25 protein-coding genes are annotated in these 22,985 nt (G+C 61.5%); 10 read left to right on the plus strand and 15 right to left on the minus strand.

The window, feature by feature from the left end:
- Positions 1-34: 34 nt before the first annotated feature.
- Together LC354_RS09350 and LC354_RS09355 are read left to right on the plus strand one after the other, a co-directional pair.
- Positions 35-745 carry an AzlC family ABC transporter permease gene (locus LC354_RS09350; protein ID WP_223423202.1) on the plus strand — a complete coding sequence of 237 codons (711 nt, stop codon included), beginning with the start codon at positions 35-37 and terminating at the stop codon, positions 743-745.
- A complete protein-coding gene (locus LC354_RS09355) occupies positions 742-1,080 on the plus strand; it encodes an AzlD domain-containing protein (RefSeq protein WP_399203268.1) in 339 nt (112 codons plus the stop codon). The genes LC354_RS09350 and LC354_RS09355 overlap by 4 nt, the downstream gene beginning before the upstream one ends.
- Before the next feature lie 55 nt (positions 1,081-1,135).
- Here LC354_RS09355 and LC354_RS09360 read toward each other — a convergent pair whose 3' ends face one another.
- The 5 genes from LC354_RS09360 to LC354_RS09380 all read right to left on the minus strand — a co-directional run bounded on the left by LC354_RS09360 (position 1,136) and on the right by LC354_RS09380 (position 5,199).
- Positions 1,136-1,738 carry a hypothetical protein gene (locus tag LC354_RS09360; protein ID WP_223423204.1) on the minus strand — a complete coding sequence of 201 codons (603 nt, stop codon included), beginning with the start codon at positions 1,736-1,738 and terminating at the stop codon, positions 1,136-1,138.
- 29 nt (positions 1,739-1,767) lie between these two features.
- Positions 1,768-1,902, minus strand: coding sequence for an aa3-type cytochrome c oxidase subunit IV (locus tag LC354_RS09365; RefSeq protein ID WP_223423205.1), 135 nt, complete (start codon positions 1,900-1,902; stop codon positions 1,768-1,770).
- 79 nt (positions 1,903-1,981) lie between these two features.
- Positions 1,982-2,443: a DUF6173 family protein gene (locus LC354_RS09370; protein ID WP_223423207.1), complete on the minus strand. Its 462-nt coding sequence runs from the start codon at positions 2,441-2,443 to the stop codon at positions 1,982-1,984.
- Positions 2,444-2,446: 3 nt separating this feature from the next.
- Positions 2,447-3,493, minus strand: coding sequence for an MBL fold metallo-hydrolase (locus tag LC354_RS09375; protein WP_223423209.1), 1,047 nt, complete (start codon positions 3,491-3,493; stop codon positions 2,447-2,449).
- A complete protein-coding gene (locus LC354_RS09380) occupies positions 3,493-5,199 on the minus strand; it encodes an acyl-CoA dehydrogenase (RefSeq protein ID WP_223423211.1) in 1,707 nt (568 codons plus the stop codon). The genes LC354_RS09375 and LC354_RS09380 overlap by 1 nt, the downstream gene beginning before the upstream one ends.
- Before the next feature lie 135 nt (positions 5,200-5,334).
- Between LC354_RS09380 and LC354_RS09385 the strand changes: the two genes are divergently transcribed.
- The gene (locus LC354_RS09385) at positions 5,335-6,267 is read left to right on the plus strand and encodes an L-threonylcarbamoyladenylate synthase (RefSeq protein WP_223423213.1); all 933 of its coding nucleotides are present in this window, start codon (positions 5,335-5,337) and stop codon (positions 6,265-6,267) included.
- 1 nt (position 6,268) lies between these two features.
- Here LC354_RS09385 and LC354_RS09390 read toward each other — a convergent pair whose 3' ends face one another.
- The gene (locus tag LC354_RS09390; RefSeq protein WP_223423215.1) at positions 6,269-6,841 is read right to left on the minus strand and encodes a YqgE/AlgH family protein; all 573 of its coding nucleotides are present in this window, start codon (positions 6,839-6,841) and stop codon (positions 6,269-6,271) included.
- 148 nt (positions 6,842-6,989) lie between these two features.
- Between LC354_RS09390 and LC354_RS09395 the strand changes: the two genes are divergently transcribed.
- Complete coding sequence (locus tag LC354_RS09395; RefSeq protein ID WP_223423216.1) at positions 6,990-7,811, plus strand: protein-disulfide reductase DsbD domain-containing protein; 822 nt, start codon at positions 6,990-6,992, stop codon at positions 7,809-7,811.
- Between the two features lie 57 nt (positions 7,812-7,868).
- On the opposite strand, the gene LC354_RS09400 is transcribed toward LC354_RS09395, so the two are convergent.
- The 5 genes from LC354_RS09400 to LC354_RS09420 form a co-directional block, all read right to left on the minus strand.
- Positions 7,869-11,483, minus strand: a complete 3,615-nt coding sequence (locus LC354_RS09400; protein WP_263289372.1) for an efflux RND transporter permease subunit — start codon at positions 11,481-11,483, stop codon at positions 7,869-7,871.
- Between the two features lies 1 nt (position 11,484).
- Positions 11,485-12,942, minus strand: a complete 1,458-nt coding sequence (locus tag LC354_RS09405) for an efflux RND transporter periplasmic adaptor subunit (RefSeq protein WP_223423220.1) — start codon at positions 12,940-12,942, stop codon at positions 11,485-11,487.
- A gap of 94 nt (positions 12,943-13,036) precedes the next feature.
- Positions 13,037-13,579 carry a molybdenum cofactor biosynthesis protein B gene (gene moaB / locus LC354_RS09410; protein WP_223423222.1) on the minus strand — a complete coding sequence of 181 codons (543 nt, stop codon included), beginning with the start codon at positions 13,577-13,579 and terminating at the stop codon, positions 13,037-13,039.
- The gene (locus LC354_RS09415) at positions 13,576-13,731 is read right to left on the minus strand and encodes a hypothetical protein (protein ID WP_223423224.1); all 156 of its coding nucleotides are present in this window, start codon (positions 13,729-13,731) and stop codon (positions 13,576-13,578) included. Before LC354_RS09415 ends, moaB begins: the two co-directional genes overlap by 4 nt.
- Entirely contained in the window at positions 13,724-14,488 is a 765-nt protein-coding gene (locus LC354_RS09420; RefSeq protein ID WP_223423226.1) for a uracil-DNA glycosylase, read from the minus strand. Before LC354_RS09420 ends, LC354_RS09415 begins: the two co-directional genes overlap by 8 nt.
- A gap of 153 nt (positions 14,489-14,641) precedes the next feature.
- Between LC354_RS09420 and LC354_RS09425 the strand changes: the two genes are divergently transcribed.
- From LC354_RS09425 to LC354_RS09445, 5 genes are read left to right on the plus strand one after another with little or no spacing between them, the layout of a single operon-like run.
- Positions 14,642-15,586 carry an aspartate carbamoyltransferase catalytic subunit gene (locus LC354_RS09425; protein WP_223423228.1) on the plus strand — a complete coding sequence of 315 codons (945 nt, stop codon included), beginning with the start codon at positions 14,642-14,644 and terminating at the stop codon, positions 15,584-15,586.
- Positions 15,583-16,134 carry a hypothetical protein gene (locus LC354_RS09430; RefSeq protein ID WP_223423230.1) on the plus strand — a complete coding sequence of 184 codons (552 nt, stop codon included), beginning with the start codon at positions 15,583-15,585 and terminating at the stop codon, positions 16,132-16,134. Before LC354_RS09425 ends, LC354_RS09430 begins: the two co-directional genes overlap by 4 nt.
- Entirely contained in the window at positions 16,134-17,414 is a 1,281-nt protein-coding gene (gene pyrC, locus LC354_RS09435) for a dihydroorotase (protein WP_223423276.1), read from the plus strand. Before LC354_RS09430 ends, pyrC begins: the two co-directional genes overlap by 1 nt.
- Positions 17,414-18,028, plus strand: coding sequence for a glycerol-3-phosphate 1-O-acyltransferase PlsY (plsY, locus tag LC354_RS09440; protein ID WP_223423231.1), 615 nt, complete (start codon positions 17,414-17,416; stop codon positions 18,026-18,028). The genes pyrC and plsY overlap by 1 nt, the downstream gene beginning before the upstream one ends.
- Positions 18,029-18,060: 32 nt before the next feature.
- Entirely contained in the window at positions 18,061-18,279 is a 219-nt protein-coding gene (locus tag LC354_RS09445) for a hypothetical protein (RefSeq protein ID WP_223423278.1), read from the plus strand.
- 57 nt (positions 18,280-18,336) lie between these two features.
- Here LC354_RS09445 and LC354_RS09450 read toward each other — a convergent pair whose 3' ends face one another.
- From LC354_RS09450 to LC354_RS09465, 4 genes are all read right to left on the minus strand, one after another.
- Positions 18,337-19,707 carry a glutamate--cysteine ligase gene (locus LC354_RS09450; protein ID WP_223423233.1) on the minus strand — a complete coding sequence of 457 codons (1,371 nt, stop codon included), beginning with the start codon at positions 19,705-19,707 and terminating at the stop codon, positions 18,337-18,339.
- Positions 19,708-19,853: 146 nt separating this feature from the next.
- Entirely contained in the window at positions 19,854-20,390 is a 537-nt protein-coding gene (locus tag LC354_RS09455; RefSeq protein ID WP_223423235.1) for a hypothetical protein, read from the minus strand.
- The gene (locus LC354_RS09460; RefSeq protein WP_223423237.1) at positions 20,387-21,172 is read right to left on the minus strand and encodes a GNAT family N-acetyltransferase; all 786 of its coding nucleotides are present in this window, start codon (positions 21,170-21,172) and stop codon (positions 20,387-20,389) included. Before LC354_RS09460 ends, LC354_RS09455 begins: the two co-directional genes overlap by 4 nt.
- A gap of 89 nt (positions 21,173-21,261) precedes the next feature.
- The gene (locus tag LC354_RS09465; RefSeq protein ID WP_223423239.1) at positions 21,262-21,993 is read right to left on the minus strand and encodes a 16S rRNA (uracil(1498)-N(3))-methyltransferase; all 732 of its coding nucleotides are present in this window, start codon (positions 21,991-21,993) and stop codon (positions 21,262-21,264) included.
- An 11-nt stretch (positions 21,994-22,004) separates the two neighbouring features.
- On the opposite strand from LC354_RS09465, the gene ubiA reads away from it, so the two are divergent.
- Positions 22,005-22,967: a 4-hydroxybenzoate octaprenyltransferase gene (gene ubiA, locus LC354_RS09470; RefSeq protein ID WP_223423241.1), complete on the plus strand. Its 963-nt coding sequence runs from the start codon at positions 22,005-22,007 to the stop codon at positions 22,965-22,967.
- The last annotated feature ends 18 nt before the right edge of the window (positions 22,968-22,985 follow it).

The following is a 22,985-nucleotide window of genomic DNA, read 5'->3' on the forward strand; positions in this document are numbered from 1 at the left end:
GCTAAGTCGTTCAAAGACAGTCTAAGGACCCTTCATGCCCACCACCACCACCAAATCCGCGTTTTGGGCGGGCATCCGCGACAGCGCGCCCTTCATATTTGTGGCAGGCCCCTTCGCGATGCTGTTCGGCGTGCTGGCGACCGAGGCCGGGCTCAGCATTTTCGAAGTGATGAGCTTTTCACTGGTCGTCATTGCAGGGGCCGCGCAATTCACCGCCTTGCAGTTGATGCGGGAGGAAGCCCCGACGGTCATCGTCCTGATCTCCGCACTGGCGGTCAATTTGCGGGTGGCGATGTATTCGGCAGCATTGACGCCATATCTCGGTCGCGCACCGCTGTGGAAGCGCGCCATCGCCGCCTATCTGCTGGTCGATCAAAGCTATGCGCTCAGTCATGCAAAATTCGAAAGCGAACCCGCTTTGACGCTGCAACAACGGCTCGCCTATTACTTCGGAACCTGCGCGCTTGTGATGGTGATCTGGTTCGGTTGCAGCTATCTGGGAGCGGCCCTGGGCACATCATTGCCACAAGACCTGCCGTTGGATTTTGCTTTGCCCATCGCGTTTCTGTCGATGGTGGCGCCGATGCTGCGCACGCTGCCACACCTGATTGCCGCGGCCGTCGCGATCGTGGTCAGCCTGATTGCAGTCAACATACCCTATTCACTGGGTCTGATCGTGGCGGGACTTGCCGGCATGATGGCCGGGGCACAGGCCGAACTGGTGATGCAAAGACGGCAGACATGATGGACCCTTCGGCAATCGACAAAGGCACGCTTTGGTTCATCATCTTTGGCCTCGGCATGGGCAGCTTTCTGCTGCGCTTCACGTTTCTGGGCTTTGTCGGGGACAGGCCCCTGCCCGCCTGGCTGCTCCGGCACCTGCGCTATACGGCCGTGGCGATCCTGCCTGCGCTGGTTGGGCCGCTCGTGGTGTTTTCAGGCGAAGGCGGAAGCACGGACCCGACCCGCTTGATCGCCGCTGCGGTGACGGCGACGGTCGGGGTGTGGACGAAAAACGTGCTCGCGGCGATCGGGTCCGGGACCGCCACTTTGTTTGCCCTTCTCTATCTGGTGGGATAATGGGACGGTGGGCGGGGCGTCTTTGCCAAAGGCAAAGAGCGTCCGAGCCGCCGGACTACAGCACAACCTTGGCTATGCCGTCCTGAATAGTGCCCTCGTCATCTTCGTAATAACGGTCTTCGACAACGCCGGGGCGCACAGATATCTGCTCCATCAGGTTGGTTGGATAAAACGTCTGCTTGATGTCTTCAAAGCCGGGGACCTGTCGCAACAGACCTGACGCAGCATTCGTACAATAAGTCTGAGCAACCGCCCCGTTGCTCAACGCAAGCTGCAATGCAGTCTCAGCCTGTTCGTCCGTCACCTCGACGGTTTGACTGACGATATGAAAGGTGCTGCGCGCATGCGCGCTCTTGTAGCCCGCCAAAACCGCAGGCGTCACACCAAAAAGAACATCCTGCTGCTCTGGTACGCGTTCATTGACGAAGGATCCGGCCGGATCAAAGATCACACGCTGTGACCCGTTGATCATGACGGCTGTGTGGCCACCGCTCCCTGTCCGGTTATTGACCATCGTCATAACGGTCAGTGTCGCAGGCCCGGGTGCGCGATAGGCAACCTCCTGGACCCGTTCATTTGATGCGTAGGACACCACGGGTGCAGGTGCACAACCTGCAAGTCCCGCGCAAAGTGTCAGTGTCGCAATGATCCGCATCATGTCCGATCCTCAGCGCCGGGGACAGACAATCAGGTAATGAAAATCGCCATTCCAACGATGATCACCAAAATCACGACGACCGACCAAGTTGTAAACTTCATGAACCCGTCAAACGTCTTTTCGTGTTCTTTGACGTCCATCTCGCCATGTTTGTATTCGGCCATGTCCGGCTCCCTTATTCGATCAGCTTTGACGGGCTTTACCGCATTTGAACATGGCTGTCACTGCGTCTTTGTTGCGCGATCAACCTTCTTCGAGATCCTGTGCCAGCCGAAAGCCGATGCGCGTCGGAGCCGCGGTTTCGACCGCTTTCGGCAAGGTCCGCAGCATCACGTTCAACTGGGTGACATGTTGGATCAGTTGCGTTTTGGCACCTGTCCGATCACTGCCATAGAATGTCACGATATCAGGATCGTAGTACCCCATCCCTTCGATGCGCAAAACGCCGACATCGCCGCCGGTAAAACCCATCGCCACTTCGTGTTCGTTATCAAGGTTTTCCTCGAAATTCTTGAGATACAGGATGATGCGCTCATAGGCCCAGCGCGCCGGGCTTTTCTTTTCCATCGGAGTTTTTGCCACACCCGAGGGCACAGGCTGATTTTCCGCGTTTGGCGTATCAGGATCACAATGAACGTCGTGCCGACACGGGATCGCATCCGCTTCATATGCCTCTGCCGCCGTATTGATCATCTTGTCATCCATGTCTCATTCCTTGCGTTGATACACCCAAGCGCCATCGCCCCGCCGCGTGCGGGTTGCCTGCCCCGCCTGATGAAGATGCGACAAATGCGCCACCGATTCCACCAGGGCCAGCCCATATTCGGCTTCACCAATCTTGCGCTTGAACAAGGGTGCAAAGCACTCCGATGCGGCTTTGGGTGTTTCAATATAGTCAATCAGCCGCTTCAAGGCACCATGGTGATTGTCGATCAGTTGCCGTATGCGCGTGGGCAACCCGGTAAAGGGCAGTTTGTGGCCGCCCAGAACAAGCTGATCCTCCCGCGCCAAGGGCCGCAGACGTTCGCAGGCCTCAAGCCAGTCGCCAATCGGATCGGCCATCGGCTCGGTGGCGTAAACACCGATATTGGGGCTGATCGACGACAGGATCTGATCACCGGAGATCACCAGCCCATCGTCGCGACTCCAGAACGTGGCATGTTCCGGCGCGTGGCCGTTGCCCATATGGATGTCCCAGACGCGCCCGCCCATGGTGATCGTCTGACCTTGCTGAATCCGGGTAAAACCCAAGGGCATGGGGGCCACGATATCGCCGAAATTGAAGGGACGTTCTGCCGCGCGTTTGTCAAAGGTCTGGGTGTCCATGCCCGCGCTGCGCCAAAACGCGAGCGTCTCTGCGACGGGCGTTTCTTGCACATCCAGTGTCAGCATCCGCGCAAAAAGCCACGCGGTGCGCGTCGTCACCAATTCCGCGCCAAAGTCACTCTGCAACCAGCCCGCCAGTCCGACATGATCCGGATGGTGATGCGTCACGACAACGCGGCGAATGGGTTTGCCTGCCAGCGGGCCGTCGATCATTTCACGCCAGATGGCGCGCGTCTTTTTCGTGTCAAAGCCCGTGTCGATCACCGTCCAGCCATCGCCATCGTCCAACACATAGACATTCACATGGTCCAGCCGCATCGGCAGCGGCAAGCGGAACCACAGCACGCCCGGAGCCACTTCCACGCCAACGCCGTGTTCGGGTGGGTCAGGCCACGGGTATCTGAGGCCCGTGGGCGCAAGGGATGTCATCAGGTGGCGAACTCTTCGGCATTCAGGGAAAACACGTCATAATCACCCGATTGTGCCTGCGCCAGCAACCCCGTGTTTTCCGGCAGCATGCGCAGGATGTAGAACCGCGCCAGTTTCTCGCGCACACCGCCCTTGTCCGCCACCGCCGAGGTCAGGTGCACATGCGCGCCCAGCACGCGCGCGAAGGCCCGCAGATAGGGCACCGCGCCGGAAAAGCGGACGCGGTGGTTCTGCTCGATCATCCACTCGGTGGTTTCGCGCAGCGATTCGCTGGCCTGCCATACCGCTTCGGCCAGATCGGGGAACACGGCGCGGGCCTCTTCTGCAGCGGCTTCGATCTCATCAAACAAACGCCCGGCAGCCTCGCCCCCGTCGATCATCTTGCGGGCCACAAGGTCCATCGCCTGAATGCCGTTGGTGCCCTCGTAGATCGTGGTCACGCGCACATCACGGGCATATTGTGCCGCGCCCGTCTCCTCAATCACGCCCATGCCGCCATGGACCTGAATGCCCATATGCGCGACTTCGTTTCCGATATCCGTGCCAAAGGCCTTGGCCACCGGCGTCAACAGGGCCGCACGGCGTTTCCACGCCTCTTCGCCCGTGGCCGTGGTCATGTCGATGGCCACCGCACACATCAGAGCGATGCCCCGCGCGGCATAGATTTCGGCGCGCATCGTCATCAGCATCCGGCGCACATCGGCGTGGTCGATGATGGTACCAGTGCTGCCCTCGGTCTTGCCCTGTTTGCGATCGAGCGCATAGTTCAGCGCGTGCTGATACGCCCCTTCGGCGGCGCCCACGCCTTGACCGCCCACACCCAGACGAGCATTGTTCATCATGGTAAACATGGCCGCCATGCCGCCGCCCTCGGGGCCAACCATCCAGCCCTTCGCGCCATCATATTGCATGACGCAAGTGGGGGATCCGTTCAGACCCATCTTGTGTTCGAGGCTGACGACCTTGAGGCTGTTGGCCACGCCCACATTGCCGTTTTCGTCGGGAAGGTTGCGCGGCACCAAAAACAGGCTGATGCCCTTCGTGCCCGCCGGTGCGCCCGGAATGCGCGCCAGAACCAGATGGCACACATTCTCGGTAAAATCGTTATCCCCCCAGGAGATGTAAATTTTCTGACCCGTGATCGCATAGGTGCCGTCGCCATTATCCTCTGCCTTGGTGGTCAGCGCCCCCACATCCGAACCGGCCTGTGGCTCGGTCAGGTTCATGGTGCCCGACCACTCGCCCGAGATCAGCTTGGGCAGGTACAGGTCCTTGATGGCGTCACTGGCGTGATGCTCAAGCGCTTCGATCTGGCCCTGGCTCATCAACGGGGCCAATTGCAGCGAGAGGCACGCGGCACTCATCATCTCGTTCACCGCGCTGGTCAGTGCCATCGGCAGCCCCATGCCGCCATATTCCGGATCCGCCGACATCCCGATCCAGCCGCCTTCGGCAATCGCCTTGTACCCATCACCGAACCCCGGAGACGTCCGCACAACGCCGTTCTCCAATCGCGCAGGATGCAAGTCGCCGGGACGTTGCAACGGGGCCATGATCTCTTCGCAGAGTTTACCCGCTTCTTGCAGGATGGCAGAGGTCACATCCTTCGACGCCTCGGAGAAGCGCTCCGTTGCCACCACCTGATCAAGGCCGACCACATGGTCGAACAGGAAGCTGTATTCATCAACTGGGGCACGATAGGACATTGGGGTGGTCTCCGGATCAAAGTCTTGGCAAGGGCTCGGACGCGGCGTAAAGGAGCGTCTTCGATCTATTGATGCGGCGCGCGGCGCGTTATCGCAACTCAAACGCGGCGTCACAGCGGGCGCGAAAAGGCAGACATGACCAACCTGCAGACAATGACCCTGGCCGCCGATGGCGACGGATTTGCCACGGCCGCCGGGGTGCTGGCCAAAGGCGGGCTGGTCGCCTTCCCGACAGAAACCGTCTATGGCCTCGGGGCGGACGCGACGCATGACACAGCCGTCGCACGCGTCTTTGCGGCCAAGGGCCGACCCAGCTTCAACCCGCTGATCGTGCATGTGGCGGACCTTGCCGCCGCCCGAAACATCGCCGTCTTTGATGACATGGCCTTGCGTCTGGCGGCCGCGTTCTGGCCCGGCCCGCTCACGCTGGTTCTGCCTCTGCGCCCGGGGCACGGAATTGCCCCGCTGGTTTCGGCGGGCCTTGAAACGATTGCGCTGCGTGTCCCCGCGCATCCCGTAGCGCAACGCCTGTTACGTACCTGTGATCTGCCCATCGCGGCCCCCTCGGCCAATCCATCAGGCCAGATCAGTCCGACGACGGCTGCTCATGTCGCCGCCGGGCTGACCGGCAAAGTGGACGCAATTCTTGACGGTGGGCGCTGTGATGTGGGACTGGAATCCACCATCGTCGGCGGGTCGCCCCTCGCGCTCCTGCGTCCCGGTGGCTTGTCTGTGGAACGCATTGAAACGTTGGTTGGCCCTTTGGCCCCAGCGGGCGAAGGCATCACAGCGCCCGGACAATTGGCGTCCCATTACGCGCCTAAAGCCACTGTGCGTCTGAATGCGAACGCCGCCCATCCCGGTGAAGCCCTGTTGGGGTTTGGCCCCATGCCGTCGGATTTGAACCTGTCAATCACCGGAGATCTGACGGAAGCGGCGGCCAACCTGTTCGGGCATTTGCACAAGCTTGACGCAATGAAACGTCCCATCGCCGTGGCCCCGATCCCGGACGTCGGGCTTGGTCGCGCCATCAATGATCGGCTGAGACGCGCCGCGGCGCCCCGCTGACCTAGGCGCGCCCGGCAGTGCCAGAAAGCCCCAGCGGATCAATCCCCATGGATTTCACCGCATCGGTCCATGTTGTGTCATCCTGCGCGCCAAAAACCAGATCCGGGGATGCGGCACCCGTCAGCCATCCGTTATGGGCAATCTCGTTCTCCAATTGCCCCGGCCCCCAACCGGCATAGCCCAACATGACTTTGGCACGTTCGGGTCCCTGCCCTTTGGCAATGGCCTCCAGCACATCAATGGTTGCGGTCATGCCGAACTGATTTGCAACGTTCAGGGTTTTCAGGCCGGACTGGTAATCCGTCGAATGCAGGACAAAGCCGCGGCCACTTTCGACCGGGCCACCGAAATGAACGGGGGCGGTGTGGGCCGGTCCATCGGCGCGAAGATCAAGCTGGTGCAAAAGATCACCCAGCGCCATGTCCGGCACAGGTTTGTTCACGATCAACCCCATTGCGCCATCGTCTGAGTGGGCACACAGAAAGATCACCGCCCTGTCAAAGCGCGGATCGCCCATGCCCGGCATAGCGACGAGCAACGCACCGGTGAGGTCATCAAGATCGTCGTCAGCCATGCGGTTCATATCCGTTCATCACACCCCTAGGATGCCCGCACTGCGCATCGAGGACAAGGGATCGTGTCGCCGCAGGTGGAAGCGGACACACAGGCAGGTGACCATATCGTGACTTGGATTTCAAAGCCGACGCGTTCATTTAGGGAGCATGACAAAGCACATCCTAGCCGTAATCGCCCTCGGGCTTGCCGCGACCTTGGCCTTGGCCCCGCCTGTGGATGCCAAAGATCCTTTCGATGATCCAATTCGGGCCGATGTCTTGCAGGGCTGGGACTTGCCGGACGGGCGACGCCTTGCCGCTGTGCAACTGACCCTCGATCCCGGCTGGAAAACCTATTGGCGCGCGCCGGGCGATGCCGGTATCCCGCCCCATTTCGACTGGAGCCGTGCGCGCAACCTGTCGCAGGTGGCCATCAGTTGGCCCACGCCCAAGGTCTTTATGGATAACGGCATGCAATCCATCGGCTACAAGGACAAAGTCGTCATTCCGGTCTATCTGACCCCGTCCAAACCGGGCCAGCCCATCCGACTCCGGACCAAGATGTCGCTCGGAGTGTGTGCGGATGTCTGCATGCCCCATGAAATCAAGATCGACACGATGCTTGATACCCCGGACTTGACTCCCACTCCGGCCATCGTCGCCGCCCTGGCGAACGCGCCCTATGCGCAGGACGAAGCGGGCGTGCGCGCCGCCACATGCCGACTGCGGCCTACCGCCGATGGGATGGAGATCAAGGCGCAGATAACACTGCCCTATACCGGCGGGCCCGAAGTCGCTGTGATAGAGACCACGACAGACGGGCTCTGGATCAGTGAGGCACAGACCTCGCGGGCGGGGGATACCCTCACCGCCATCAGCGAAATGGTGCATATCAATGGCGGTGCTTTTGCGGTCGACCGCTCCGGTGTTCGGATTACGATCCTGGGCGGTGACTACGCGGTAGACATCAAGGGCTGCTCAGCCGGCTAGGCCAACATCCAAGACATCTCCTTGCATGCCCAAGGGCGCACCATGCGACTGCGCATGTCAGGGCGCCCTCAGCCTTGTGATCTGAAAGCCCAGGGCCGCCACGATATAGGCCACAAGCCCGATCGCCAGCACACCGGCAGAAAAGAGCGCCAAAGCCGCAGGCATGGCCGCCGTTGATGCAAAAGCCGGAACGGCCTGTTGGATGGCGACAGGCAACACGCCGGTGACCATTGCATGTCCCAAGGTGGCAGCGAACCACATCGCCACCAACGCCCACAAGCCGACAAAGCCCCAGCGCACGGCAGCCGCAGGCGCAGACAGCCCACGGCGCATCGCCGCGATCTGACGGGCAAGGTCGTGTTGCACCGCAACCAGAGACGGCACCACAAGCAACACCAGCAACATCCCAAAGCCCAGCCCATAAACCAACGTGATGACCGTCGGTTTGAGGAACTGCGCCTGCTGCGATTGCTCGTACAGCAGTGGTGCCATCCCCAAGACCGTCGTCAGCGTGGTCAGCATGACGGGGCGCAAACGATCGGACGTGCCATCAATGATCGACGGAATAAGCCCGCGGGTCTCTGCGTAGTCGTCAATTGTCGTCACAAGCACGATGGAATCGTTGATGATGATCCCCGTCATGCCCAACAAGCCGACAACGGTGAACATGCTCAGGGGCACATCCCACAGTGCATGACCATAAATCGTTCCCACCAACCCAAACGGGATGATCAGCATTACCACAATGGGCCGCGTCCAGCTGGAAAACACCCATGACAACACCAGATAGATACCGGTGAGTACAAGGATGAGACCGTTCAAAGCGTCGGCCAGAAACTCGTTTTCATCCTCACTCAGACCAGCCTGAAAATAATCGACCTGACGTTCCGTCGCGATGGTCGGCAGAATATCGTCCGCAAGAATCTGGTTGATCTCTGTGGCACGGGCGGGATCGTCCTCGGAAATATCACCGCTGACGGTAATGAGGCGGATACCGTTTTCCCGACGCACCGTCGAAAAGCCAGTACGCCGCTCGACGCTGACGATATCGGCCAGCGGCACGTAGGCTCCCGCAGGCGTCCGCATCTGGGTGCGATCCAGGAAATCGGCTGTCAATTCGCCCGCCGGCAACTCGACACGGATCTCCGCGCTGCGCGCGCCGTCGGGATAGGTCGCCGCTTCGATGCCGTTCAGGCGATTGCGCAAAGCCCGGCCCAGCGTATCGATGGTAAAGCCCAGTGCCTGACCCTGCGCCGTCAGGTCCAGAATCAACTCTTCCTTGTCATAGGCCAGATTATCCTGAACCGCGCTGACTTCGGGGAATTGCAACAGCGCCCGTTTCAGGTCTTCGGATGCCTCCTTGAGGGTATCCGTATCCGCACCAAAGAACTCGACATCAAGCGCATCACCACCCGGGCCCGAACGCCAACCGCGAAAGCTGACCGTTTCGACCATCGGGTGGTGGACAACGGCGTCCTGCAAGGCTGCCACGAATGCAAAAGACGAATAGGGGCGCAAATCGGCGTCGATCAGTTCGATCGAAATCCCGCCCAACAGGTCCTCGTCCTTGCTGTCCGTTCCGGCCAGACCGCGCCCTGCATTGCCACCGATTTCTGCGATCACGTAGTCAATCGGGTTGCGCCCGTGCTCCTGCTCGAACTCCGCGCCCAGCGCTTTGGTCGCGCGTTGCATTTCGCGCATCATGGCCAGCGTATCGGCACGTGTGGCCCCTTCGGCCATCGCGAAGTTGCCAGTGACGGAACCACGTTCAGGCGCGTTGAAGAACCGCCATTGCACGTCGCCCCGGATGAGCAAGGTCACCTGACTGGCCAGTATGACACACACCCCGGCAAGGACCGCATAACGACATATGATGACGCCGGCGATGAAAGGGCGAAACAGATGTTCACGCATCCATTCAAAGCCGAGATTGACGATCGCGGATGGCGTATCCAGGCCCTGGTTTCCCATCTGGGCCACCCAGTGCATCTTCCGCGCGCGCGGACTGAGCAGGAATATGATCGCCATCAAGGTCGGGCCTGCTGCCAGATAGGGCACCGCCGCCGCCCAGCTGTTCAACGCATCGGGCCAGATCAAAAAGGACAGACCACCCGTCAGGCCCGCGCTCAACACGACAAGGGATACCACAGCGACAGCAAGCTTGAAGCGGCTGAACCGGGCTTTGCCGCCGGCAGCCAGTGCGTGCGCCATGTGGTGCGGCAGAATCAAAAAGCACTCAACCAGAGAGGCGATCAGAACGAAAATGACAGTAAAGGGAATGTCCTTGATCAGCGTCCCAAACCGGCCCCCGATGATGAGCAGGCCAAAGAACGCGATCACCGTGGTGAGCATCGCGGCAAAAACCGGCAACGCCATGCGTCGGGCTGCATTCTCGGATGCGGTCATCGGCCCCTCGCCAAGGGTGCGGTATCTGAAATCCGCATGCTCCCCGACAACAATCGCATCATCCACGACGATACCCAGCGTTATGATCAACCCGAAGAGCGAGATCATGTTGATCGTGAGGCCGCCCACATACATCAGCGCAATTGCGGCGGACATCGCAACAGGAATACCCGCCGCCACCCAAAACGCAGTCCGCGCATTCAGAAACAGGAACAGCAGCCCCACAACCAACCCAAGGCCCAGCAGGCCATTGTCGATCAGAATGTCCAAACGGCCCGAAATCGCCTCGGCGCGCGTGCGGATCAATTCGATGGAAACGGCGGGCGGCAAGGTTGCGTTCAATGCCGCCGCGACCTCTTCCACGGTCGCCTGAATCGCCAGTGCGTCCCCCTGGTTCGAACGGTCCACGCGGATCGATACCGCCGGATTATCGCCCACGTAATAGCTGCGGTTGCGATTGCTCCCCAGCAACGTGACGGTGGCCACATCCCGCACCCGCAATTTCGATCCATCCGGATTGGACCTCAGAACGATGCCCCCGATCTCTTCGGGCGTGCGTTTTTCCGTGCCCGTGCGCACGCGGGCATTGGCCCCGGTCACATCACCTGCCGGACTTGCGTCGACCTCGGCCGCGATGGCGTCTGCTATGTCGGACATGGTCACGTCATTGGCGATCAGGCTCAGCGATGGCACTTCGATCAGCGTTTGCGGGGCCGCGACCCCCTGGATCGTGGTGCGCGTAACGCCCTCGGCAAAGAGGCGCATGACAAATTCGTCGGCGAAAAGACCCAGTTGCTTTGGATCCACCGGGCCGGTGATCACCACATCCGTGACGCGGTCCCGCCATGCGCCGCGACGCACGGTCGGATCGTCTATGTCTTCGGGCAGGCCCGTGACCTGATCAACCGCAGTTTGCACGTCGTCCGCGGCCCGGCTCATGTCCCAGCCGGGTTCGAACTCCAGCGTGATCCGGGCAGAGCCTTCGCTGGACAAAGCAGACGAAGTCTCGACGCCTTCCACTGCCAGCAAGCCCGGCTCCAACACCTGAACAACGGCTGCGTCGATATCCTCGGCCCCAGCCCCATCCCAACTGACGGAGACGGATACATTGTCCACGATCACATCGGGAAAGAACTGGGCGCGCATGTTCGGGATCGCGACGGCACCCGCCACCACCAACAAGACCAACAGCAGGTTCGCAACTGTCCTGTGCCGGACGAAATAGCTTATGATGCCGCCAGCGGCCTTTGGAATCCCGCGTACCAAATCAGCCTCCCATCCGCCCTTCCAGACGGGCAACCATCTGCGCTGGAACACGCGTTTCGCTCAAACTGGCCAGAACGCGGGCCTTGGCTTCTTCGGGCATCCGTTGATTGGCTTCGACAAAGGCGACAAGCTTGGCACGACGTTCGGCGCTCAGCTCAAGCATCTCGGGCTCGGCCGGGACTTCGGCAACGTCCGGACGCAGGGGGCGAACGGCGATGCCGACCCCCAGCAAGGGCGAGCGGGCTTCGACCACTTCGCGCCCCGCCAAACCGGCACCGCGCACCAGAACATCATCGCCCTGACGGCGCACAAGCGTCACTGCGATGGCTTCCAACCTGTCATCTTCGCCCAATACCAAAACCGTGTTGGACGAATCCAAAGCCGCGGCCGGCAAGCGCACGACCTCGTCCAATGGCGGCTCCTGCACATTTACGGTGACGAAGTCGCCCGGCTTGAACCCCACGGATTGATCCAGGCGGGCAAAGACAAGCCGTCCGGTCTGCCCTTCGCCCACGGCCACGCTCGCGCGGCTGATGATACCCGTGGCGGTCAGGTCGATCCCGGACACATCCAGCGTGGCGGTTACGGAGGCAGGCACCAACGCGCCCGCATCGTCCAGCAATCGCGCGTACTGGGCCGTAGAAACCCGGAACGACACTTCCAACATGTCCGGATCGATCAATACAGCCAGTTTTTCATTGGCGGAAACAAGGCGGCCCTGCACCACATTCGTGTCACTCAACGTTCCATCAAACGGTGCAATCAGGGTCGTATCGACCAATTCCTTTTCCGCCTCTCGCAGCGCAATGCGGGCACGGGCCAAACGCGTCTGGGTCTGATCCATACGCGCCTCTGCCTGGGATACGGCCTGGCGACGGGACAACACGGCCTGACGCGCCGCTGATGCCGCCAACTCAGCCGTTTCCGTATTGGCGGCCGTTCCGACGCCGCGCTCAGCCAGGTTGACCTGCCGCTCATAGACACGCTGACGCAGGTCCGCTTGTTCCTGCGCTGCCGCCTCTTCGTCTCGGGCCAGCGCAATACTGCGCTCGGCATCCCGTACTTCCGCCTCGGCATCCAACATATCCGCCTCGGCGCGCTCAAAATCGGCTTGCGCGTCTGCAGGGTCGATCCGTATCAACTCAGATCCGGCTTGTACGGCCCCGCCATCTTCGAACGCATCCGAAAGCGTGACCACGCGCCCACCTGTTGCGGCGCGCAACTCAAGGGTCCGACGGCTCTTGACCTCGCCAAAGCTCTCGAGAATGGGGTTTTCCGTCCCCGACACGGCACGCACCACGCCAACGGCAAAGACACGCTCGCGCGCAGGTGGGGCCTTGGTTTCGCGGGCCATGTATTCCTGCACCGCACCGCCCACAAGCTGTGCCGCATAGGCCAAAAGCCCGAGGCTCAGAGCCGCCAGCACGAGTCCGATCAGACTTTGCCTCAAAAATCGCATTTATTTAAGCCTTTACCCGCCGCGTCCCGGTTAAAATATAACGTAGACCGCAGCCACAAAATACGTATGCACGAACATGTTACGCGCCAGCACGTTATTTCCGTCGTTGATGTTCATCAAGCCGGGGCAATATTTCAACAAAATTGCAGGGACGGTGACGATAATCCAGCTGTCGGCCCAGAATCTCATCCCATGCGTCCTTGCACGCGCCGGGACTGCCCGGCAAAGCAAAGAGGTAGGTGCCGTTGCGCACGCCCCCGGTTGCCCGGCTTTGCACCGCACTCGTACCGATCTTTTGCATCGAAACGATGGTGAAAATGGTGCCGAAGGCGTCGATTTCCTTTTCGTAGACATCCCGGTGCGCCTCGACCGTCACATCACGGCCCGTCAGGCCCGTGCCACCGGTTGAGATGACCACGTCGATCTGCGGGTCATCGCACCAGATCCGCAGTTGCTCCGCGATTTGTGCGCGTTCGTCGGGCAAAATCTTGCGGTCCACGAGGACATGTCCGGCGTCCGCAATCCGGCCGACCAGCACATCGCCCGATCGGTCCTCGCCCAGCGACCGCGTGTCGCTCACCGTCAGAACGGCTATGCGAATGGCGATGAAGTCCTTGGTCTCGTCAATCCGGTTCATGCCCGCTCCATAATCGCAAGACGGGCAGCGAGGCCCGCAAGAAAAAAGACCGATCGCCGGTCCAACGCAAAGCTGTCGCCGACCGAAACGGCCCTCGCTTCTGACATGACCAAGCGCGGAACACAGGCCAGTGACAAAACCGGATCAACCATCGCGTAACCGCGCCTTGAGGCTGAGCAAATCGGCCCAGGCTTCACGTTTTGCCAGTGGCGTGCGCAACAGATAGGCCGGATGAAACATGGGCAACGCTGGTTTGCCCTGCGCCTCGACCCAATCGCCGCGCAAACGGGTGATGCCGCGCTTGCCAAGCAGGGCCTGACAGCTGTGATTGCCCATGATGACCAGAACATCCGGATTGGCCAAGGCGATATGACGATCTAGGAAAGGCTGCATCATCGCGACCTCTTCAGGCTTTGGATCACGGTTCTGCGGTGGGCGCCAGGGCAGGACATTGGTGATATAGACCGATGTTTCGCGGCTCAGATCGATGGCCGCCAGCATCTTGTCGAGCAACTGACCGGCAGGGCCGACAAAGGGGCGCCCCTCGCGATCTTCATCGCGCCCGGGCGCTTCGCCAACGATCATCACACGCGCGCCGGGCACGCCGTCGGCAAAGACCAGATTGCGCGCACCGCGCTTCAACTCGCAATGCTCGAACGCCCCGAGGGCTGCGCGCAACCCGTCCAGATCACTGGCCGAGGCCGCAGCCGCCCGCGCAGCCGCGACCGGATCAATCTCGCTTGGCATCTCCGGTTCGGCCGTCTGAACGATACGCGCAATCGCGGGTTTGGGTGCGGGCGGCGGGACGTCATAGCGATTGACGGGTACATCACCGATACACTCATCCGCGCCCAGCTCAATCTGCCAGGCCAGCATCGCCGCCGCGTTATGATAGTTCACCGATTCCATTACTCAGACTCTATCGCTCCGGAACCGGAACAGGAACGCCCCATCGAACTTTTGCAAATCCTCACGTCAATGTTTCCCAGATACTGAGGCCCGCCCGCTTGCCGCGCGCCTGCCTGCACGCTTATAAGCACCTGAACGCGCCAAGGGATTGCCATGACCTTTACCCACCGCCACCTCCTCGGGATCGAACATCTGCGGCCCGAAGAAATCGTGACCCTGCTGGATCTGGCCGATGACTATGTGACCCTGAACCGCGCTGCGGAAAAGCACGGGGCCGCACTGGCCGGGCTGACACAGATCAACATGTTTTTCGAAAACTCGACCCGCACGCAAGCCAGCTTTGAGTTGGCAGGCAAGCGGCTCGGTGCGGACGTGATGAACATGGCGATGCAGGCCAGTTCGATCACCAAGGGCGAAACGCTGATCGACACCGCCATGACGCTGAACGCAATGCACCCCGATCTTCTGGTGGTGCGGCATCCGCATTCGGGTGCCGTGGACCTGTTGGCGCAAAAAGTGAACTGCGCCGTCCTGAATGCGGGCGACGGGCGGCACGAACACCCAACGCAGGCCTTGCTCGACGCGTTGACCATCCGGCGCGCCAAGGGGCGGTTGCACCGGCTCAACATCGCAATCTGTGGCGATATCGCCCACAGTCGCGTGGCACGCTCCAACATCATCCTGCTGGGGAAAATGGAAAACCGGATTCGTCTGATCGGCCCTCCGACCCTGATGCCTGCCGGAATCAATGAATTTGGTGTCGAGGTTTATGACAACATGCAAAAAGGTCTCGACGACGTGGACGTCGTAATGATGCTGCGGCTGCAACGCGAGCGGATGGATGGCGGCTTTATCCCGTCCGAACGGGAGTATTATCACCGCTTCGGCCTCGACGCGGACAAACTGGCGCACGCCAAACCGGATGCCATCGTCATGCACCCCGGCCCAATGAACCGCGGCGTGGAGATTGACGGAACACTGGCCGACGACATCAATCGCTCCGTCATTCAGGATCAGGTGGAGATGGGCGTGGCCGTGCGCATGGCGGCCATGGATCTGCTGGCGCGCAATCTGCGCACCGTGCGAGGGGCGGCATGAGCGCCCCGATTGATATCCCGGCCCACGAGGTCGGCCGAATCCGGCTCTTTTCTCTGTCCCTGACAGACTCCGAAGCCAAAAATCTGCAAGGCGACGCCGCAGCGCTGCAAAAGATGCTCGGTGCGGACGTGGATACCGAATATGTGGATGTCTTTCCGCTTTCCAATCTCGAAGGGGTCGGCCTCGCAGGGTTCCTGCGCGACGGCAATGCGGTGTCCACCGATCAACTGGCGCCCGATCGCGGCAAGCTCGACAAGCTCGACGCTTTGGGCGGCTGGGTTCTGATTGTTTATTCGAGTGCGTTCCGAAACACCGCCACCACGTTGACGCCCGCCCCTGCCCTGACCCTGATCGGAACCTACGGCGAGGCAATGACAGACTGGACCGCCACCGAAACCGTCAGGGCGGACGCGGCAAAACCCTTCACCGCGCCCCCTGAAACCGTAAAGAAGCGCCCCTCGGACGCCGCCATGTCCGGGCGCATCGCAACCATCGCGCTGATTGTCATGTTTGCCCTGACCGCGCTGATCATCTGGATCGCGGCATGATGGACATACTCTTGACCAACGCCAAGCTGATCGACCCCGAGGCAGGTGGCGTGACCTTCGGTGCACTGGCCGTCAGGGACGGCAAGATCGCGGCCATCATCACCGATGACAGCCCCCTGCCCGCGGCGCGCGAGACGATTGATTGCAACCGCAAGCACCTCGCCCCCGGCATCGTCGATATCGGCGTCAAAGTCTGTGAGCCGGGGGAGCGGCACAAGGAAAGCTTTGGCACGGCCGGTCTGGCGGCAGCCGCTGGCGGGGTGACCACCATGGTGACGCGCCCCGACACGGATCCGGCCATCGACAACCCCGAAACGCTGGAATTCGTCATCCGCCGCGCCCGCGAAGCCGCTCCCGTCAACGTCCTGCCCATGGCCGCGCTGACCAAAGGGCGGCAAGGGCGTGAAATGACCGAGATCGGGTTTCTGCTGGATGCAGGTGCTGTCGCCTTCACCGATTGTGACCACGTGGTCACCGATAGCAAGGTACTTGGCCGCGCGCTGGCCTACGCCAGGTCGCTCGGTGCGCTCGTGCTGGGCCACCCTCAGGATCCGGGCCTCAGCGCAGGTGCTGCGGCAACATCCGGGAAATTTGCATCGCTGCGCGGATTGCCCGCCGTGTCGCCCATGGCCGAGCGTATGGGCCTTGATCGTGACATCGCGATGATCGAAATGACCGGTGCCCGCTATCACGCCGACCAGATCACCGCCGCCCGCGCCCTGCCACCGCTGGAACGGGCCAAGCAGAACGGGTTCGACATCACGGCAGGCACATCGATTCACCACCTGACGCTCAATGCGCTGGACGTGGCCGACTACCGAACCTTCTTCAAGCTCAAGCCACCACTGCGCGATGAAGAAGATCGCCTTGCCATCGCCGAGGCCGTCCAGACCGGCCTGATCGACGTGATCAGTTCGATGCACACCCCCCAGGACGAAGAAAGCAAGCGCTTGCCCTTCGAGGCCGCCGCCAGCGGTGCCGTGGCACTGGAGACGCTGTTGCCCGCCGCGATGCAACTCTTCCATGCAGGCTCCATCGATCTGCCGACGCTGTGGCGGGCGATGTCGCTGAACCCGGCCAAGAGGCTGGGGCTGCCCTCCGGGCGGCTGGCCATCGGCGCGCCGGCCGATCTGGTGGTGTTTGACCCGCATGCCCCGTTTGTCATGGATCGCACGATGCTCCATTCCAAGTCGCGCAACACGCCCTTTGACGGGGCTCGTATGCAGGGTAAGGTCATCGCGACATATGTCGCTGGCGCGCCCGTTTATCAAAGGTCCTGATGCCCTTACTTGAATCGTCTTTCTCCGTCCTGGCCCTCTGGGCCGTGATCGGATATCTGCTCGGGTCCATTCCTTTCGGGATGGTGCTGGCAAAAGTCATGAACCTTGGCAACCTGCGCGAAGTCGGGTCGGGCAACATCGGCGCAACCAACGTCCTGCGCACCGGCAACAAGACCGCCGCTGCGCTGACGCTGTTGCTGGATGCAGGCAAAGGGGCCGCCGCGTTTCTGCTGGCCTGGGGCCTGACAGGGGCAGAAGACGCCGCCCAAATCGCAGGCCTTGCCGCGATGTTCGGGCATTGCTATCCGGTCTGGCTGAAATTCAACGGCGGCAAGGGGGTCGCCACCTTTCTCGGGTTGATGCTGGCGCTCAGCCTGCCGGTCGGCGCCGCGTGTTGTGCGGCGTGGGTTGTGGGGGCCGGGGTCAGCCGGATCTCGTCCATGGGCGCGCTTGTCGCTGCTGCCTCCTCGACATTTTTCATGGCCTTTCTCGGCTTGCCGCAGGCCTTGGTTCTGGGTGTCATCCTGACCTTGCTGATCTTTTGGCGGCACCGGGGGAATATCGCCCGCATCCGTGCGGGCACCGAACCCCGGATCGGCAAGAAGTCCCAGTGACCGGCTTTGCCACGGCCCTGGCCGCCTTGCCCATGGGCACCTTTACCGGCACCGCATTCGGGCGACGCTATGTCGTCACGAAATCAGCATTTTCCGCGGGCAAATCGGTGAAACTGGTGGCCGAAGAGTTGGGCGGCACCGACTATATCAGCCTCAACTGGTATGATCTGGCGTCAGGGGACCGGTTGAAACCCTGTGAAATGTCTGCGGCCAAAGTCACTGCGTTTGTCATGGCCTTACAGCCGGAGTAACCTCGCCCTTTTTGCAGCCATCTGCCCCCCCCGCCGCGAGCTGAGGGGGGCGTGACCTCAGTAGGAATAGTCGGCAAACACCCGCGATATATCGCCGTTCCAATCGCCGTGGTAATGCTCCAAAAGCTCATCGGCGGGCACTTTTCCGGTCTCGATGCTTTCGTGCAGGGCATTCAGGAAATGGGTCTCATTCGGCACCAGACCACCCGCGCCGGGCCGTGCGCGGGCCTCAAGCCCCGCCTGACTGATCGCGACAGCTTCGCGGGCCAGATCGTGCATGTTGATGCCCGCAACCTTGGCCTGCAATCCGTCAACCGAGGCCGCCACCCGCAGCGCCTCGCGCTGATCGGCCGTGAACCCCTTGACCAGATCCCACGCCGCATCCAGCGCCGTCTGGTCATACATCAGGCCAACCCAGAACGCGGGCAAGGCGCACAAACGCCGCCAAGGCCCCCCATCGGCCCCGCGCATTTCGATATATTTCTTCATTCGCGCCTCGGGAAAGGCGGTGGTGAGATGATCGGCCCAGTCGCTCAGCGTCGGCGTCTCGCCCGGCAGCGCGGGCAGCTTGCCTTTCAGGAAATCACGAAACGACATGCCCAGCGCATCGATATACTTGCCATCGCGGTAAACAAAATACATCGGCACATCAAGCGCATATTGCACCCAAGCCTCAAAGCCGAAGCCTTCGTCGAAAATGAACGGGATCATGCCCGTCCGGTCGGGATCAAGGTCGCGCCACACCCGGCTGCGCCAGGATTTGTGACCGTTGATCTTGTTCTCGAAAAACGGGGAATTCGCAAAGAGCGCCGTCGCCACGGGCTGCAACGCAATCGCCACTCGCATCTTTTGCACCATGTCCGCCTCGGACCCGAAATCAAGGTTCACCTGCACGGTGCAGGTGCGGCGCATCATGGTGCGGCCCATCGTGCCGACCTTGCCCATATAGGCATCCATCAATTTGTAGCGGCCCTTGGGCATCAAGGGCATTTCCTCGTGTGTCCAGATCGGAGCCGCACCCAGACCGATGAAGCCGACACCGATCTCGTTGGCGATGTCCATGACTTCGCGCAGGTGCTGGTTCACTTCATCGCAGGTCTCATGGATGGTTTCCAAAGGCGCACCGGACAATTCCAGCGCTCCGCCCGGCTCAAGCGACACGTTTGCACCGTCTTTTTCCAAGCCCGTCAGCTTGCCGCCTTCGCGCACCTCGGTCCAGTTGTGACGATCCCGCAATGCCCCCAGAACCGCCTCGATCGAGCGTTCGCCTTCGAACGGCAGCGGGTTCAGCGTGTCGCGGCAATAGCCGAATTTTTCGTGCTCGGTCCCGATGCGCCAGTCGGCCTTGGGTTTACAGCCGTCGGCCAGATACTGGGCCAATTGGTCGTGATGTTCGATCGGCCCACCGCCGGACTGAGGAATAGACATAGGGGTGCTCCAGTATGCATTGGCCTTAGGCGGGTAGGGATGGTGGGATTTGATCGGGGTGTCAATGCAGCCCGTCCCGATGTCCGGACAGGCATCGCTGTGCGCGGCTGCACAGGTCCAGAGGTGCACTTTAGTTCATACGGCGCTCAGGCAGACCCGCGCGGCACCATATCGACCAAGGATGGGCGCGGACGTTCCCAGATGACAACCGCCACGTCGGGCGTGTCCTGCAATTGCGCCAGCATCCGTTCGGTGCGCAGACCCGGCAGGGCCGCGAAGGCATCGAACAGGGCATCTGCTCCGGCCGCATCGACGGGAATCATGAGTGCGGGGCCGTCCACCTGCTCCAGCATCCAATGCGCCGGACGCAGGCTGCCATCCAACTTGAGACGCGAAAGTTCGCGCAGTGCCACAGCGCCGCCCGTCAGCGGGCCGAAATAGGTCACCTGGCCCTCGTCGACCTGCACCGCCCCCAAGCCATTGCCAGCACCGCGAAACCGCCCCCTTTGCAATCCGACCATGATCAACGCACCTGCTCCGACCAGCAACACCGGCGCAATCCAGCCCAACAACCCCTGCGGCCCCGCCAGCCACCACAGCGCCAGCACCGCGAGTGCCACGCCAACCAATACTTCGCGCCAGCGCCAGACGGCGGCAGAGGCTTCGGGCCTGATAAAACTCATGATGTCTCTCCGATCACCGTGGGCGTCTGCAACACACTGACACGGTACTGTCCGATCAAACGATAGCCAAGCGCCTCATAGGCGCGCACGGCAGGTTCATTGTTGGCAAAGAGCACCGATTGCGTCACGCCCTGCGCCGCACAGGCGCGCAACAGCCCCGCAAGAGCACGCCGCGCATATCCACGACCGCGCAGCGGGGCCGGGGTATAGACTCCGCCAATCTGAACGATGTCCGGCAAACGCGCATTGATCCCGGCCATCGACACCGCATCACCTTCATGATCCAACAGCATGACGTCAGGGCTGTCGATGGCGCGGGCGGCGCGAGCCAGCACATCCTCTGTCGGCGGCGTGCCGACCGGAGCAAGGCCTGCGTCCTGTTCATAGCCGTTGAACCAGTTTTCCAGCATCGGCAAATCTTCGACGACAGCTTTGCGGACGGCGACGGGGCCACAGATCAGCTGCCCAATCTCCAGATGATATAACGGCTCGTCTGTATGGACCTGCCACGACGCTTCGGACAGTCCCAATGCGGTCAGACAGGCCGCCACCTGCTCTGGCACACCGGTCATGCCACGCACCCGGCGGCCAGTGATCCGAGCTGCAAAATCCGCCCAAAGCGCGACAGGTGCCTTTGGCGCCTGCGCCATCACATAGCCGGAATTGGTAATTCCAAAAACCGCACTGATCGTCGAACCTGTTTCGTCGACGAAAAATGCCGTCCCATGTGGTGACACAGTATCGTGGGTCCCGTGGGCGGCCAGATTCGCGCGCAGAAACATCGAGGTCGCAGCGTGCGATGCGAGGAATGTGTCGATCGCGGAGGCATCCTCTGGGGTGGCCGCTCGAAGTGTCCGGCAATCCCCCCTGTTCACGTCCAATCCCCCAATGCCATCTGCCACAGGGTCAAAGCGGCGACAGCCGCTGTATCGGCACGCAGAATCCGTGGGCCAAGAGAGACGGCATGGGCCTGATCCAGACCGTGCAAACGGGCGCGTTCGCGCTCGGAAAAGCCCCCCTCCGGCCCGATCAGAATCGCCCAAGGGCCGGGATTGTCCCGTAAGGCGGGCGTGTCGCCCGCCCCTGCCCCAACCATCGCTTCGTCACAAAACAGCAACCGACGCTCACCCAGCGTGGCCAAGGCACGATCCAGCCGCTGCATCTCCGCCACCTCGGGGACGAACGTTCCGCCGCACTGCTCCGCGGCCTCGACCGCGTGGGCCTGCAGACGATCCCTCTGGACCCGGCCTGCATTGGTGAATTCCGTTTGCACGGGCACAATGCGACGCGCGCCCATCTCGGCCGCTTTTTCGACGATGAAATCCGTGCGGGCCTTCTTGATGGGCGCAAACATCAGCCAGAGGTCCGGGGGCAAATGCACATCGCGGGTTTTGGTGACACAAGTCAGAACACCGCTCCGCTTGCCCGCTTCGACCACTTCGGCGCGCCATTCGCCGTCGCTCCCATTGAACAGCAACACAGCCGCGCCGACGGACAGTCGCATGACCCCGAAGAGGTAATGCGCCTGCTCCCGCGACAGCACGACGGATTGCCCCTGCCCCAAGGGGTGCTCTACATAAAGGCGGATCTTTGCGTCATTCATGGAACCTACATATGACCAACATACAGCCCACACCAGATGTGCAGGTCGCTGATGCGGTAAAAGGCAACTGGGTCGATACAATCGCCCCCGCTGCCACGCGGCCCTATCTGCGGCTGAGCCGCGCCGACAGGCCTATCGGCACGTGGCTGTTGTTGTTGCCCTGCTGGTGGGGACTGACGTTGGCGATGGTCCACGACCAAACTGTGACGTGGCACGATGCGTGGATCGCCATAGGTTGCGCCGCCGGGGCGTGGTTGATGCGCGGAGCCGGTTGTACCTGGAACGACATTTCAGATCGCAACATCGATGGCCAGGTCGAGCGCACAAGGTCACGCCCCATCCCATCGGGTCAGGTCAGCGTGCGTGGCGCGGTGATCTGGATGTGCGCGCAGGCCCTGATCGCCTTTGGGATTCTTCTGACATTTCACATCAACGCGATTTTGCTGGGTATTCTCGCGCTGCTGCCCGTCGCGGTCTATCCCTTTGCCAAGCGGTTCACGTGGTGGCCGCAGGTCTTCTTGGGCCTCGCCTTCAACTGGGGGGCGTTGCTGGCTTGGACGGCGCATACCGGAACGCTGGGGGCACCGGCGGTTGCCCTCTATCTGGCGGGCATCGCGTGGACCCTGTTTTACGACACGATCTATGCCCATCAGGACACCGAAGACGACGCGCTGATCGGGGTGAAATCGACCGCCCGCCTGTTCGGAACAAACACCGCGCCCTGGCTGCGGCGTTTCCTGATGGCCACCGTCGGATTGATGGGCATCGCGGTGATATTCAGCGCCCTGCCAAACGCATCGGTTCTGGCGATGGTATTGGCACTGGCGGGGCCGTGGGCCATGGGCTGGCACATGGCCTGGCAATTGCGCGGGCTCGATATCGAGGATCCGGCCAAGTGCCTGCAACTGTTCCGGGCCAACCGAGACACCGGCATGATACCGCTTGTCTTTTTCTGTCTGGCCCTGCTCGTTTGATTGAAACACACCGCTGCA

The sequence above is a fragment of the Tateyamaria pelophila genome, from assembly GCF_019966495.1.
GTDB classification, from domain to species: domain Bacteria; phylum Pseudomonadota; class Alphaproteobacteria; order Rhodobacterales; family Rhodobacteraceae; genus Tateyamaria; species Tateyamaria pelophila.